Below are 15,184 nucleotides of genomic sequence, written 5' to 3'. Positions count from 1 at the left end.
GACTTTAATGTCCTTTCTTTTGAAAAAATTATCCTATCCCTTTTCCTGAGAGTTGCATTAACTAATTGAATCTAGTGGATGTATGAATCGTTTTTTTGATTTTTAGTAAAACTTTCGGATAGCTGTGAATAAACCAACATTATTTAATCAACTCAAAACCGACATCCTCATCTACACTAGAAACAGTTCCTACAAAAACTCGCAATAAATCTGTTTTCAGTTAACTCCGTTGTAGTACGAATTATTCAATATAAAGTATAAAAAAAGCTTCTCTGTCGAGAAGCTCTATGTCACAAATCTATTTTATTTATTATGATAAAAGTTCATAAACCTGGTTTGCGATCTCATACTCTTCATTGGTGGGTACTACCAATATTTTTGTTTTGGCATCTTTCGTATTGATTTCCCTTATTTCTTTGGAACGAATTTCATTTTTAGCATCATCTAACTTAATTCCAAAATAATCCATATCAGTACATACCAGTTTCCTGATATAAGAAGAATTTTCACCAATTCCTGCTGTAAAAACAATTGCGTCCAAGCCATTCAAAACAGCTGCATAAGATCCTATATACTTCTTTATTCGATAGGCATTCATATCTAAAGCCAATTGGCATTCAGCATTTCCCTTCTCCGCATTTGCCTCTATATCCCTTAAATCACTAAATCCTGTAAGCCCAAGCATTCCACTTTCTTTAAGCAATAAATTATTTACCGCGTCTAAAGTATAACCCAAAGTGTTGACCATATAAAACACTAACGAATGATCTATATCTCCACTTCTCGTTCCCATAATCAATCCATTAGAAGGAGCAAAACCAAGACTATGATCAATACTTTTGCCATCTTTAATGGCGGTCATACTACAACCATTGCCCAAATGAATTGATATTATCTTAGAACTATTTTCCAAACAATCCATTGCTTTTTCGGAAACATACTTATGACTCGTACCGTGAAAGCCATAAACCCTAATTTTATTTTCAACCAATAATTTATTGGGGATTGCATACTTATGAGCGACAACCGGAATAGTTTGATGAAAAGCGGTATCAAAAACAGCAATTTGTATTGCATTTGTAAAAATGGCTTCGGCTACAATTATCCCTTCGAGATTGGCGGGGTTATGTAAAGGTGCTAAAGCAAAAAGTGCTTTTATCTTTTCTTTTACCTCGGGACTTATTATAACCGTATTAGTAAAATCCGCTCCACCGTGAACTACTCGATGCCCAACTGCGTCGATCTCTTTTGTACTTTTGATTACCCCCTTTTTTTCGTCCATCAACAATTGGGCAATCTTTTCTAAACCAATTTTATGCGTGGCAATAGGCAAAACCTCTTCCAGCTTTGCGTTCTGTGTTTCATAACTAAGGTTCGAAGTTTCCAATCCTATTCTGTCGATCATACCAGAGCAAATAACTTGACTGCTTGGCATATCAATTAATTGGTATTTTATAGAAGAACTCCCCGAATTTATAATTACTATTTTCATTATTATATATTTTTTCTCTACCCTGCCCTATCTAAAAAAGAGAGTGACTGAACTAAATAACTTTGTATTTATTACTGTTTTTTTTTTTTAAACTTGAAACTTACTACAATCCCTGCGCCTGTATTGCAGTAATCACGACTGTGTTTATTATATCATCTACGGTGCAGCCTCGACTTAAATCATTTACAGGTTTGTTTAATCCCTGCAACATTGGACCTATTGCTAATGCTCCAGTTTCTCGTTGAACGGCTTTATAGGTATTGTTTCCCGTGTTTAAATCAGGGAAAATGAGTACGCTGGCTTGCCCCGCCACTTCGGAATTTGGCATTTTGCTTTTCCCAATTTCCATATCCACGGCAGCATCATATTGAATGGGACCTTCGATTTTAAGATCCGGACGTTTTTTGCGAACTATTTCTGTCGCCGTCCTTACTTTTTCTACCTCGTCTCCTTTGCCAGAATCACCTGAAGAGTAAGAGAGCATAGCAATTTTTGGCTCTATACCGAAAGCCAAACTCGAATCGGCTGAAGAAATGGCAATCTCTGCCAATTGTTCCGCTGTCGGATTAGGATTGATGGCACAATCACCAAAAATAGAAACCCGATCTTCTAGACACATAAAAAATATCGAAGAAACGATACAGCTATCAGGTTTAGTTTTGATGAATTGCAAAGCTGGCAAGATCGTATGCTGGGTTGTGTGTGCAGCCCCAGAAACCATTCCGTCTGCATCTCCCTTGTAAACCATCATTGTTCCAAAATAGGACACGTCTTCCATCAAATCTTTAGCCATTCCCAATGTCACGTTTTTAGCTTTTCGCAACTCGTAATAGGTGTTTACATAATCCTCATAGTACTCTGATTCAATTGGATTGATAATTTTTATTTTCGAAAAGTCAAAAGGTATTCCCAATTCTGCCACTTTATTTTCAATTTGTTTTTTGTTGCCAATAATTGAAATGTCGACCACATCCATCGTTAATAAACGAGAACTTGCCATTAGAATTCTATCGTCATTGCCTTCAGGTAAAACAATATGTTTTCTATGTTTTCTAGCTCTTTTTACTAAATTGTATTGAAACATTTTTGGTGTCATTCCTTCTGCTTCAAAAGCGCTTAGCTTTTCAGACAAACTGTCCAAATCTATATACTTCTCAAAAGTGTTTATAGAGGTTTCAATTTTTTGGGAATTATTAGCATATATCTTAGACTTGATATCTCCTATTCTATTAGTGATACTATAGGTTCCACCTTCAACTGAGATAATAGGTACAATGCTGGTCAAACCTTCAATTAACTTAAGAATACTGTCATCAGGCACTATATTCCCTGTCAATACTATTCCTGAGATTGTAGGATAATTGGCAGATTCATTAGCCTGTAAAGCACCTAAAATGATATCAGCCCTATCACCGGGAGTGATTACAAGAGCCTTTTCTTTTAAATGCAACAAATAGTTACGCAATTGCATAGCTCCTACACTGAAACTACCAATTTCATTATTTAAAAATTCGGCACCAAACAATACTTTAGCACGAAGCTCCTCTACAATTTCTTTAATTGTGGGGTTGTTTAAACTGGATATAATAGGGATAGCATTGACTAAAACATCCGCAGGCAAGCTAGATTTAAGACCTTCTGTTACCAATTTTATGTTTTCGAGTTGCACTTTATTTGCAATTACAGCTAACACTTCAACGTCCTTCACCTTAAATGAGTCGTAGGCCAAATATAGACTGTCGATCAGTTCATCTAAGGTTTTCCCTACTCCTGAACCAACGATTATAGTTGGTATTCCCAAGTTTTTTGCGATCAACACATTCATGTCCAATTCAATCACCGTCCCTTCTCCGCTAAAACTGGTTCCTTCGACCAAAACGAAATCGAACTGCTCCTCTAATTTTTTATATTTATCAATAATTAGATCTAATACTTCCCCAATCTTCCCTTTATTTTTCTTCTTGATAAGTTTACTTTTTGTAATGGCAAAGGCATCCTCAAAAGCAATATTCAGACTAAAGTGATTAATCACCGTTTCGATATGATTGTCAAGTTTACCATCCTCGAAATCTTCGATTATGGGCCTAAAATAACCCACTTTAGCAGTTTTTCCGATTAGCATACTCATTAAACCAAGCGTTATTATAGATTTCCCGCTGTTATGCTCACTTGTTGCTATATATATTGCCTTGTTCATTCTCTTTATTTCTATTGTTAATCCAAATTATATTGCTGAGGCTATCTTTTAAATATGGTGATTCGATGGCCTTTACTACTTCAAACTTCTTTTTAAAACCAATCTCTCTTTTTAAAATACACAATCATTCCCATTACGATTAAAAACATAACAGCAATAACTACGAAATACCCGTTTCTGAACTGCAGTTCAGGCATATGTTCGAAATTCATTCCATAAATTCCTGCGATAAAAGTTAAAGGAATGAATATCGCCGAAACAATCGTCAGGGTCTTCATAATTTCATTCATTTTATGCGTTTGTGACGAAAAAAAGAAATTAGAGGCACTCTCAAGCATTCCCATGTCTGAATCTATTTGCTCTAATAATTCCAAACTTTTTTGATGCAACCGAGAAAAATAGTTGAACGTTTCCTGCTCAATCACTGTAAATTCTCCGTCTTCTTTCAACATTTTAATCGCATACAAAGAATCACGGAGTGGAATTATTGAACGTTTTAAGAAATTAAAATTATCTCTGTGTTTCTCAATTCGCACCAATAGTGATGGGTCAGCACTATTCTTGGATAAATTAATTAATTCCTCCACCTTATCTTCTTCATTTTCAATGGTCACGTAGAAATTTTCGATAATTGCATCTAGCAAAAGATAGAGTAAAAAATCTACTTTTTTTGACCTAATGGTTCCTACATGATTTCGAATACGCTCTCTGATGTGAATAAAAAAATCACTTCTTTTTTCTTGAAAAGAAATCAAAACACCTTCTTTTATTAAGAAGCTAATCTGCTCAACGCTTATGTTGTCGGAATGTTCTGCGGGTAGCATCGACTTTATATTAAAAAACAAAGTATCAGATAGTTCTTCAAGCTTTGTCCTCCTACCAGTATTTAAGATGTCAGAAAGTAGAAAGTTGTCTATTTTGAAAAACACACCTATGGATTCAATAATTTCAATTTCGTTTAAGCCATGCAAATTGAGCCAATTATTTTGATCCGAAATAATACATTTTTCAAAGTCTAAGACATCCAGGTCTTCATACTCGGTCATTTTCAAATCGTCGTACACAAACAATTGCATTTCTGACTCAAATTTTTTGTGACGCCCCGTATACTCTAGTTGACTGGACTGTCCTTTGTGGCTTTTTTTAAATTTAATTTTTCTCATGCAGTACTATATGTATGGTAATATTACGAAAAAAAAAATCTCATTACTACCCCATTAGGCACCAGAAACGAAAAAAAAATTAATTCAATCTTTTTGAAACAAATATACAATGAAATAAACTATTCTTTGACGGAACAAAATGTATTACTTCATCTAAAAGTAGAACATTCCCAAATATTAATTATTAGATTTTTCTTACGCTAATATTTTTTTTTGGAAAAAAAAATCAATAAATTTGGATATGTTTCTCGAAAGAAACACACTTATCTAGAAAACCTAACCCTTAAACTATCTAAAATATTTATCTAAATGCTAAGAAAAAAACTAACCTTAATTATTATCTATTCACTATTTTTTTCCCTTCAGGGAACGTTTGCACAAAATAAGAAAAAGAAAAAGGGAGATAAAAATCCCATTACAGCAGTTAAAGAAAAACCAGCTGATGTTAAAAAAGAACCTAAACCTTACAAAAAAGTAGTTGATAGTAGCGCAGTTACTCAAAAAGGCTTAATTGATGTTCATAAAATAGACAACAAATACCTTTTTGAAATTCCAGATTCCCTTTTGGGAAGCGAAATGATGACCATAACCCGATATTCTAAAACTCCAGCCGGAGGAGGAATTTTTGGTGGAGAAGAAATCAACAGACAGGTCGTGCGATGGGAAAAAGGGCTCAACGACAATATACTCCTTAGATCAATAACTTATGTTATCATGTCTCCAGATGACGACAAACCAATGGCTCAAGCAGTTAAAAACTCAAATTCAGATCCAATCATTGGTAATTACGATGTTTTAGCATACAAAAAAGATGAACAAGGAAAAATAACTGGTTATGTCCTGGATCTATCGACAACATTCGATGCTGATGTTCAAACTTTTTCACTAGATCCAATCAAGAAGCAGTTATTGAATATTGATAAATTTCAAAAAGACAAATCTTTTATCTCAAAAATAAGTAGTTTCCCTATTAACACTGAAATTAGAAGTGTAAAAACTTTTACCACCACACCTCCAAAAATTAATACTACACCAACAAAAAAAATTGGTGTTGATTTACCATCAGCATTGGATGCTGGAGTAGTTACTTTAGAGATCAATACTTCTATGATTTTATTACCAAAGACACCTATGCGTAAAAGAGAATTTGATGCTCGTGTTGGTTATTTTGCAAATAAATACGATGTTTTTGAGGAAGAGTCACAGAAATCAGAAACAAAAGTATTCGCGGTAAGATGGCGTTTAGAACCTAAGTCAGCTGAAGATGCACAAAAACAAAAACTGGGCGAATTAATTGAACCATTAAAGCCACTTGTCTATTACATTGATCCAGCTACGCCAGAAAAATGGAAAAAATTCATCAAACAAGGCATTGACGATTGGCAAATAGCCTTTGAAAATGCCGGTTGGAAAAATGCTATTCGAGGCGAATATTGGCCTGAGAACGATCCCGCAATGAGTTTAGAAGACGCTCGCTTTTCAGTGTTAAGATATTTCGCTGCCGATATCCAAAATGCTTATGGACCTAACGTTCATGATCCACGCAGTGGGGAGATCCTAGAAAGTCACATTGGTTGGTATCACAATATCATGAGTCTATTAAGAAATTGGTATATGATCCAGACAGCTGCTGTAGATCCAGCTGCACGATCTAAAAAATTTGATGATAAATTAATGGGGGAATTGATTCGTTTTGTTTCTTCCCATGAGGTAGGTCACACATTAGGATTACGTCATAATATGGGAGCCAGTTCAGCTACTCCTGTTGAAAAACTTAGAGATAAGGAATACCAAGAAAAAAACGGGCACACTTCATCTATTATGGACTACGCTCGTTTTAATTATGTAGCTCAACCAGAAGATAGTGTTACGAGTTTGTTTCCAAGAATTGGAGACTACGACAAATGGGCTATTAAATGGGGATACACCTACTTTGAAGACACAAAGACTGAGGCAGAAGAAAAAGCATTTTTAAATGAAATGACTAAAGAGGCTTACGAGAACCGTCGCTTGTGGTTTGGTTCAGAAACTAGTCCTTATGATCCAAGGTATCAAACCGAAGATATTGGAGACAACGCCATGAGAGCGTCTGAATACGGGATTAAAAATCTAAAACGAATTTTACCTAACTTAATAGAATGGTCGAAAGAAGATGGTGAGAGTTATGCTGAGTTAAATGAGCTTTATGGAGCACTAACGGGACAGTTCCGAAGATATATGGGGCATGTTACTAAAAATGTGGGAGGAATATATGATAGTCCCAAAACATATGACATGACTGGTAATCAATTTGAAGTAGTTCCAAAAAGCATTCAAAAAGATGCAGTAGCATTCTTGAACACTCAGTTATTCTCCACTCCGAAATGGTTATTAAATCAAGATATACTCGCAAAAATCAACCCAGAAAATGGCGTTGAAGCAATAAAAGAAATGCAAGATGGCACCTTAAACAGCTTATTGGCCGGAGATAGAATGGTTCGACTTTTGGAAACCTCTTCAGCAAGTATAGATAACTATTCTGTTAATGAATTAATAAATGATTTGAACAAAGGGATCTTTTCAGAACTTAATAACAAAAACTCAATTGACATCTACAGAAGAAACATCCAAAAACTGTATGTTGACAAGATGATTGAATTACTAAAACCAGGTACAGCAAACGTCAGATCCGTTCCAGTAGGAGTTACTTACGGATTCAAAACAAGAAATGTCAATCTAGCTCAAACAGATTTACCTTCTATTGCCCGAGGACAGCTCATCAAATTAAAAAACGAACTTAAATCAGCGACACCAAGAATGACAGACAAAATGAGTGAGTATCATGTTCTCGACTTAGTTTCTAGAATTGGAGAAGCACTCGATCCTAAATAATTCTTTAGAAAAGGAAGGCTTTCAAAGACTCCGGCCCTTTTTGTGATTTATTTAGTGTTTTACTCTAAAAAAATGTTACGTTACTTTTATAAGAAACCCGATCTTTTTCTAAAACGGATCGGGTTTTTATTTGGCAAGCTACCACCGCAAAGCAAATCATTGCTATTTTAGTTTTGAAAATTAGTTAAAACAAGATTTGCAATTATGTAAAATGATGTAGCAACTCAGTAAATTTGCTTTTATCAATTTGAAGTAGGTTTAGGTGCTAAAATATCTCTTTAAAAAGGAAAACGATTCTAACAGCATAATTTTTGTTTCTTTACGATGTGTATAATATTAATTCAACATAGTCAGCACTACAAAAGATAACATTCGAAAAATAACAAAACTGGAGGCGTTTTAGAAACAATTCAGGTTTTACTTTATAACAAGACAAAAAAAGCCGAACTATTGCTAGCTCGGATTTAATGAACAAATAAAAATAGGTTTTTATTAGTTAGTTTGAGATTTTGAAGCAAGAGTGTAGATTACTAATCCAAACCCTATTTTGTTGATAGCATCAGCGATGTTGTAAACTGCATCAACGCTTCCTTTACCTACAAAACCAGTGTACCATCCATCAGTTCCTAACATGTATCCTAATGGGTAAATTGCCCATCCTACAAGTACAAACCAACATAGTATTTTGTGTGCAGCAAGTGTGTTTCCACCCGCAGCTTTGGCCAATTTAGCAGCCTCACCAATCCATATTTCATAAACAATTAAGAAATAAGCAACACCCGAAAAGAATCCCCAAAGAGCTGCGTTACTTGGATCAACGACCTCACCCCAATAGCCTGTAACTAACATGACAAGAGAGTAAATAATCATTTTCCATAATAAAGACTGTTTTGCGCCTGCTACTTTTAGTATAAGGTAAAACTCAAGACACATTAATGGCACCGTTAATACCCAGTCAACATAACGGAAAAAAGTAGGCGATTCACCGAAACTTGCCCAATAATCTCTCATGTAGAAATAATGTACTGCGGCAATAAAGGTAATTAAACCTGAAACCAACACTGAAGTACGCCATTTTTTGTCAAACTGGCTCAGCGATAAAAAGAAAAATGCAGATGCAGCCATCATAGCCATGCAACCTACGAAGAAAGTGAATCCTACATAGTCCGTAGGAGATAACTTTCCGACTAGTCCTGAAATAAACATTAAATTTGTCATAGTTAAAAAATTAGGTTATTTTTTTTGTTCAGGTAAATATATAAATTGTTCCACAAACAAAATGACTTTTGTTTATTATTTTTTATTTAATTTTGAGAAATAATTAAATTTCATGAAAAATTATACAAATATTGCAATTGTAGCAAGCTTTTTCGGCTTATGGATGGATTCTTATTTTTCTACTAAGCTCCAGATTATCTCTGGTTTTATATTTATTTTTACCTTTGGAATTTTACATGGAGCAAATGATTTACTTTTAATTAAAAATATAAAATCAAAACAAAACTCAAATTCAGCACTTAAAGTACTAATATACTATCTAGTAGTAGTTTTATCAGGAATACTTTTATTTTTCTTAGTTCCTGAAATCGCTCTTTCATTATTCATCATTGTAAGCGCCTATCATTTTGGGGAACAGCAATGGCAAAATTTAGAGCATGAATTTCCCAAAGTGGTTTTGGTCCTATTCCAGTTTTTCTATGGATTACTAATCTTATTATTGCTTTTTAATTCTCACACAGAACAAGTACAAGGCATTATATTTACTATCTCAAAAGTCAACATACCTACTACATATATTGAACTTTCATTAATAATTTCAGCCGCTATTTTTCTTGTTCTGAGTATTTATTTTTATTGGAAGTTAGACAGAATCAGAAAAAAACTTCTTACTGAGTTCTTTTATTTGGTTCTATTTACGGTTATTTTTCATTCTTCTAGTCTGATATGGGGCTTTGCTATTTATTTCGTCTTCTGGCATAGTATTCCCTCTATAATTGACCAAATAAAGTTTTTAAATGGATCATATTCCTTGAAATACTTTGTCGCCTACTGTCGCGACGCTGGAATTTATTGGTTCCTTTCAATAGTAGGAATAGCTCTTCTCTATTATGTATTTAGAGAACAGCAGATATTCAACGCTTTATTTTTCTCTTTTTTGGCTGCTATAACATTTCCTCACGCATTAGTCATTACAAAAATGCTTAGCGGTAAAAAAAACGCATACAAGAAATAGAGGCATAAAAAAAAACCGTTCACCAAAAAGGCGAACGGTTTACTTTGTATTAAGCAAAGAGACACGCGGGCATCTCTTTGCAGTAAGAAATAATTATTTTACTTCTTCGTAATCTACGTCTTGAACATCATCTCCTTCTGCTTCAGCTTCTGGCTGTGCAGCGCCTTGACCTTTTTCTCCTTCAGCGTACATTGCTTCAGTAGCAGTTTTCCAAGCAGCATTGATATTATCAAGTGCAGTTTGAATAGCTGGAATGTCTTGAGATTGGTGAGCCATTCTCAATTCAGTCAATGCATACTCAACAGCAACTTTGTTTTCATCAGACAATTTTGCTCCAAGATCTTTCAATTGAGTTTCAGTTTGGAAAATCATTCCGTCTGCTTCGTTCAATTTTTCAGCTCTTTCTCTTGCGATTTTGTCAGCATCTGCATTAGCTTCAGCGTCTTTTTTCATTCTTTCGATTTCCTCAGATGTTAAACCAGAAGAAGCTTCGATACGAATATCATGAGATTTTCCTGTTCCTTTGTCAGTTGCAGAAACTTTGATGATACCGTTAGCATCAATGTCAAAAGTTACTTCAATTTGTGGAACACCTCTTTGTGCTGGTGGTATACCATCTAAATGGAAACGACCGATTGTTTTGTTGTCAGCAGCCATTGCTCTAGCTCCTTGCAATACGTGAATTTCAACTGTTGGTTGAGAATCTGCAGCAGTAGAGAATACTTGTGACTTTTTAGTTGGAATAGTAGTATTCGACTCGATAAGAGTTGTCATAACACCACCCATAGTTTCGATACCTAGAGATAAAGGTGTAACGTCAAGTAACAATACATCTTTTACATCTCCAGAAAGAACTCCACCTTGAATAGCTGCTCCAATTGCAACAACCTCATCAGGGTTAACTCCTTTAGACGCTTTTTTACCAAAGAATTTTTCTACTTCGTCAGCGATTTTTGGCATACGAGTAGAACCCCCTACAAGGATTACTTCGTCAATATCAGAAACAGATAAACCTGCATCTTTCAACGCTTTAGCAACTGGTGCCATAGAACGTTTTACTAATGAGTCAGTTAATTGCTCAAATTTAGATCTAGATAATTTCTTAACTAAGTGTTTTGGTCCTGAAGCTGTTGCAGTTACGTAAGGTAAGTTGATTTCAGTTTCAGTAGAAGAAGACAATTCAATTTTTGCTTTTTCAGCAGCTTCTTTCAAACGCTGCAAAGACATTGGGTCTAAACGCAAGTCAATGCTTTCATCTTTCAAAAATTCTTCCGCTAACCAGTCAATAATTTCATGGTCAAAATCATCCCCACCTAAGTGAGTATCTCCGTTTGTAGACAAAACTTCAAAAACTCCGTCTCCTAATTCAAGAACAGAAATATCAAATGTACCTCCACCTAAATCATAAACAGCAATTTTTTGATCTTTACCTTTTTTATCAAGTCCGTAAGCAAGCGCTGCTGCTGTAGGCTCGTTGATAATACGCATTACTTTAAGACCTGCAATTTCACCAGCTTCTTTTGTAGCTTGACGTTGTGCATCATTAAAGTAAGCTGGAACAGTAATAACCGCTTCAGTAACAGTTTGACCTAAATAGTCTTCAGCTGTTTTTTTCATTTTTTGAAGTGTCATCGCTGACAATTCTTGTGCAGTGTATAAACGACCATCAATATCCACACGTGGAGTATTGTTGTCCCCTTTTACCACTTTGTAAGAAACTCTTTTTGATTCAGCCGTAACTTCAGCAAAAGAATGACCCATAAAACGTTTAATAGAAGCAATTGTTTTGGTAGGATTCGTTACCGCTTGTCTTTTTGCAGGATCTCCTACTTTAATTTCGCCACCTTCTACAAAAGCTATGATAGATGGTGTTGTTCTTTTTCCTTCTGAATTAGGAATAACAACTGCTTCATTACCTTCCATTACAGAAACACAAGAGTTTGTCGTACCTAAATCAATTCCGATTATTTTACCCATTTTTATTTATATTTAATTATAGTATATACTTATTTTAACAACTCAATGTCGTTTAGTCAATCTTTGTGCCAATGCAAAATGCCTCCATAAATTGTCAGTCTTTGTTAAAATTGTCGCAAAGCAATCTGACAAACTGACATTTTGGAGGTTTGTCACTGTTTTCAATAGTTGTGATCTAGAATAAGATTTACAGATCGGATAGAGGCTTTAGTTTAACAAGAACTCATTTCAGGAGCTTTTCCTGCTATCCGCTATATCTTTATGTTCCCTAAAGAAAGAACATAAAGGATGCCGCTACTATCAGGGCTAAGTCAATGCAGCTAATCCGAAACACGTACCAAAAGCCAATCGGTTTAGCTTCCTGAATTACGCTGGAAGAATTACTGTAATTTTAAGCAAACTAAATGGACAAAATTTATTTTTTCAGATAACCTATCTTTGCAAACCATTTCCACAAAATAATTAAAACAAAAAAACATGTTTACTCTAGAACAAATCAAACAAGCATACGATAAAGTACAAACAGAAACTGACTTTGCCATTTATATTCACGAATTAAAACAACTAGGAATAAAAGGATACAATACCTTCATCGCTGACGGTCGAGTAGTCTATTATGGTGATACAGATCATGAAGCAAGTACAGATAAAAAATTTGACCCATTATTCGTTGCGGCTTTCGCAAATAAAGAGCGCTTTATCGAGTGTCTTGTTATGCACGAAAGCGGTCAAACAGACTATTACACTTTTTGCCAACAGGCTGCACAATGCGGTATTGCCATGTCGCGTATTGATATCATAGAAATGACATGCACTTATTTTAGTAATGAAGGCGATGCGATTGTGATCGAAAAAATTCCAGTTTAATATTTTAGGAAATCTTATTTGCTCTTTTAAAACCGTTCTCCAATTAATGCAGTAGAAATTCGACACCAAAACTACTAGGTTATCATAAGAGTGCGCAAGACTTCAATAATACAATTTCCTTCGCTAAACTTAAAGCCTCTGCCTTTTACAAATTGTGTTGGAAACCTTAAGCAAATTGACAAACTCATTATAATAAAAAACAGAGTACGCAACACCTTGTTAAAATAACGTTAAAATAAAAATTAAACGCTCGTTTAAATTAAACAGTTATTTAATTTTGTTCCATAAATAAAAATATGTCATCTAGCAGTCCTTTTAACGACAAGCAAATCAAGATACTTGAAGTAGCAGAGACCTTATTTGCCGAAAAAGGTTTTGATGGCACCTCGATTCGAAACATCGCTCGAGAAGCTAAAATTAACATCGCAATGGTCTCTTATTATTTTGGGTCCAAAGAGCGTTTACTAGAGTCTCTTATTATTTTAAGGACTAAAGACTTAAAATTTCAAATCGAAAATTTATCAGTTGAAACTCTAGAACCCATAGAGAAAATAAACAAACTGATTGAAATTTATATTAATCGGATAAATTGTAATAAAGGAATATACAGAATATTACATTTTGAGTTTTCAGACGCAAAAAGAGACCTCGATTTTCAAGCGTTAAATGACCTGAGAGCCGGAAATTTAAAAGCATTAAAAACCATTATTGAAGAAGGACAAAACAAAGGTGTTTTTAGAAAAGACATTATTATTCCGCTGATTACGCCTACCATCTTGGGTACGTTTTTTCATTTCCATATGAACAAGTCCTACTTTAAAAATTTATTACAGCTTTCGACAGACGAATTATACAACAATTACGTAAAAACCAAGCTTACAAAACATATCCAACAAACAATAAAAGCACTTCTGATATATGAAAGTTAGTCAATTAATGCTCTTTGGGATTTTCTTTATTGGAATTTCATCCATAAAAGCGCAAGAAAAAAAGAGCGTTACGCTCGATGCCGCCATCCATTTGGCTTGGGAAAAAAGTAATGAAGTAAACTTGGCTAAGACCAAAGTGCTCACAAAAAAATACGAATTGCAATCCGTAAAAAACAGCAGATACCCTGACTTGAAAGTCTCAGGACAGTATCAACGTTTAGCAAATGCTTCTATAAATTTAAAATTAAACAAAGCTTCGAACTCTGATCCGCTTCCTGTAGTAGATCAATTAATGATTGGACAGCTTAATGCAAGTCTTCCTGTATTTCCCGGTTTTAAAACACAGAACAGTATAAAAGCATATAACAATATGTATCAAGCTGAAGCTGCTAGCGCTATGCAAACAAAAGAAGATGTTGCCATGCAAGTCATCAATTATTATGCAAGTTTATACAAAGCCCAAAAAACGGTAGAACTCTTAAAAGAAAATCAAAAGAGTGCACAACAACGCGTAGATGATTTTCTTGAATTGGAAAAAAACGGAATTATTCCTAGAAATGATTTGTTGAAGTCACAACTACAAGTTTCTAAAGTACAGCTATCGTTAGACAGAGCTATAAGCGACCTCAACATAGTAAACTTTGAACTCACCAGTCTTTTAAAAATGGATCCTACAACGAAATTACAAATAAGAGAAAGTGATTTTGCTAATTTTCAGATGGACAATATTCCCACTAATGACGAGCCAGCCTTAGTAAATCGAAAAGATTTAGAAGCAGTTCGATTACAGGAAAAAGCGAGTCTTGCCAATGTGCAGATTGCCAAAAGCGGTTACTACCCTACTATTTCAATCATAGCTGGGTATACCACATTAGATCTAAAAAATGTGATTACCGTTCAAAATGCAATGAATATTGGCCTTGGCGTATCCTATGATTTAAGTGGTATTCTTAAAAATGGTATGAATGTGAAAATCGCCGAAGCAAAGCTTTGGAAATACAAAGCTCTGAAGAAATGCTCACCGATTACATCAAAATACAAGTTCAGAAAGCCATCGAAGATTATGATTTAGCACTAAAACAAGATTTAGTTTACAATCAAGCTGTTGAACAAGCATCAGAAAATTACCGAATAATTAGAGAGAAATATGAAAATGGACTTTCTGATACCAATGATTTATTGGAAGCCGATGTGGAACAATTGGGCTCTAACATAAATAAAACATTGGCGAAAGCTAATGTTATTCAAAAATATTACGAGTTGCTTTCTGTAACTGGACAGCTAAACCAAACCTTCAACCTTTCAAAAATATAACTGACACCAAAATGACAAAGAAAAAGACAAATATAAAGTTTATCGTTATAATAGCTTCGTTGCTATTGGTCTAACCCCCTAATAATCGGACTTTAACATTTTAAGTTTTACAAACATACAAAATAAGTAAATATCTTTGCT

11 protein-coding genes are annotated in these 15,184 nt (G+C 34.5%); 6 read left to right on the top strand and 5 right to left on the bottom strand.

Annotation, left to right across the window (positions count from 1 at the left end; translation table 11 throughout):
* Positions 1-310: 310 nt before the first annotated feature.
* From ACEN2H_RS15010 to corA, 3 genes are all read right to left on the bottom strand, one after another.
* Positions 311-1,492 carry an acetate/propionate family kinase gene (locus tag ACEN2H_RS15010; RefSeq protein WP_441733757.1) on the bottom strand — a complete coding sequence of 394 codons (1,182 nt, stop codon included), beginning with the start codon at positions 1,490-1,492 and terminating at the stop codon, positions 311-313.
* A 103-nt stretch (positions 1,493-1,595) separates the two neighbouring features.
* Complete coding sequence (gene pta, locus ACEN2H_RS15005) at positions 1,596-3,689, bottom strand: phosphate acetyltransferase (RefSeq protein ID WP_441733755.1); 2,094 nt, start codon at positions 3,687-3,689, stop codon at positions 1,596-1,598.
* A 92-nt stretch (positions 3,690-3,781) separates the two neighbouring features.
* Positions 3,782-4,852, bottom strand: a complete 1,071-nt coding sequence (corA, locus tag ACEN2H_RS15000; protein WP_441733753.1) for a magnesium/cobalt transporter CorA — start codon at positions 4,850-4,852, stop codon at positions 3,782-3,784.
* Positions 4,853-5,161: 309 nt separating this feature from the next.
* Here corA and ACEN2H_RS14995 point away from each other — a divergent pair, with 309 nt between their 5' ends.
* Entirely contained in the window at positions 5,162-7,723 is a 2,562-nt protein-coding gene (locus ACEN2H_RS14995) for a zinc-dependent metalloprotease (RefSeq protein ID WP_441733751.1), read from the top strand.
* A gap of 492 nt (positions 7,724-8,215) precedes the next feature.
* Here ACEN2H_RS14995 and ACEN2H_RS14990 read toward each other — a convergent pair whose 3' ends face one another.
* Positions 8,216-8,941, bottom strand: coding sequence for a bacteriorhodopsin-like (locus ACEN2H_RS14990; RefSeq protein WP_441733749.1), 726 nt, complete (start codon positions 8,939-8,941; stop codon positions 8,216-8,218).
* A 112-nt stretch (positions 8,942-9,053) separates the two neighbouring features.
* Between ACEN2H_RS14990 and ACEN2H_RS14985 the strand changes: the two genes are divergently transcribed.
* A complete protein-coding gene (locus tag ACEN2H_RS14985) occupies positions 9,054-9,956 on the top strand; it encodes a Brp/Blh family beta-carotene 15,15'-dioxygenase (RefSeq protein ID WP_441733748.1) in 903 nt (300 codons plus the stop codon).
* Positions 9,957-10,049: 93 nt separating this feature from the next.
* Here the strand turns inward: ACEN2H_RS14985 and dnaK are convergent, their stop codons facing one another.
* The gene (dnaK, locus tag ACEN2H_RS14980; RefSeq protein ID WP_441733746.1) at positions 10,050-11,933 is read right to left on the bottom strand and encodes a molecular chaperone DnaK; all 1,884 of its coding nucleotides are present in this window, start codon (positions 11,931-11,933) and stop codon (positions 10,050-10,052) included.
* 477 nt (positions 11,934-12,410) lie between these two features.
* On the opposite strand from dnaK, the gene ACEN2H_RS14975 reads away from it, so the two are divergent.
* The 4 genes from ACEN2H_RS14975 to ACEN2H_RS14960 all read left to right on the top strand — a co-directional run bounded on the left by ACEN2H_RS14975 (position 12,411) and on the right by ACEN2H_RS14960 (position 15,043).
* Complete coding sequence (locus ACEN2H_RS14975) at positions 12,411-12,800, top strand: DUF1398 domain-containing protein (RefSeq protein ID WP_441733744.1); 390 nt, start codon at positions 12,411-12,413, stop codon at positions 12,798-12,800.
* A 296-nt stretch (positions 12,801-13,096) separates the two neighbouring features.
* The gene (locus tag ACEN2H_RS14970) at positions 13,097-13,729 is read left to right on the top strand and encodes a TetR/AcrR family transcriptional regulator (protein WP_441733742.1); all 633 of its coding nucleotides are present in this window, start codon (positions 13,097-13,099) and stop codon (positions 13,727-13,729) included.
* Complete coding sequence (locus tag ACEN2H_RS14965) at positions 13,719-14,801, top strand: TolC family protein (protein WP_441733740.1); 1,083 nt, start codon at positions 13,719-13,721, stop codon at positions 14,799-14,801. The genes ACEN2H_RS14970 and ACEN2H_RS14965 overlap by 11 nt, the downstream gene beginning before the upstream one ends.
* Positions 14,744-15,043, top strand: a complete 300-nt coding sequence (locus ACEN2H_RS14960) for a TolC family protein (RefSeq protein WP_441733738.1) — start codon at positions 14,744-14,746, stop codon at positions 15,041-15,043. The genes ACEN2H_RS14965 and ACEN2H_RS14960 overlap by 58 nt, the downstream gene beginning before the upstream one ends.
* The last annotated feature ends 141 nt before the right edge of the window (positions 15,044-15,184 follow it).

It is taken from the genome of Flavobacterium sp. W22_SRS_FP1, from assembly GCF_052113685.1.
GTDB lineage: Bacteria > Bacteroidota > Bacteroidia > Flavobacteriales > Flavobacteriaceae > Flavobacterium.
Note: the sequence above shows the minus strand (reverse complement) of the source record. Positions and strands in the feature narration are given on the sequence as shown.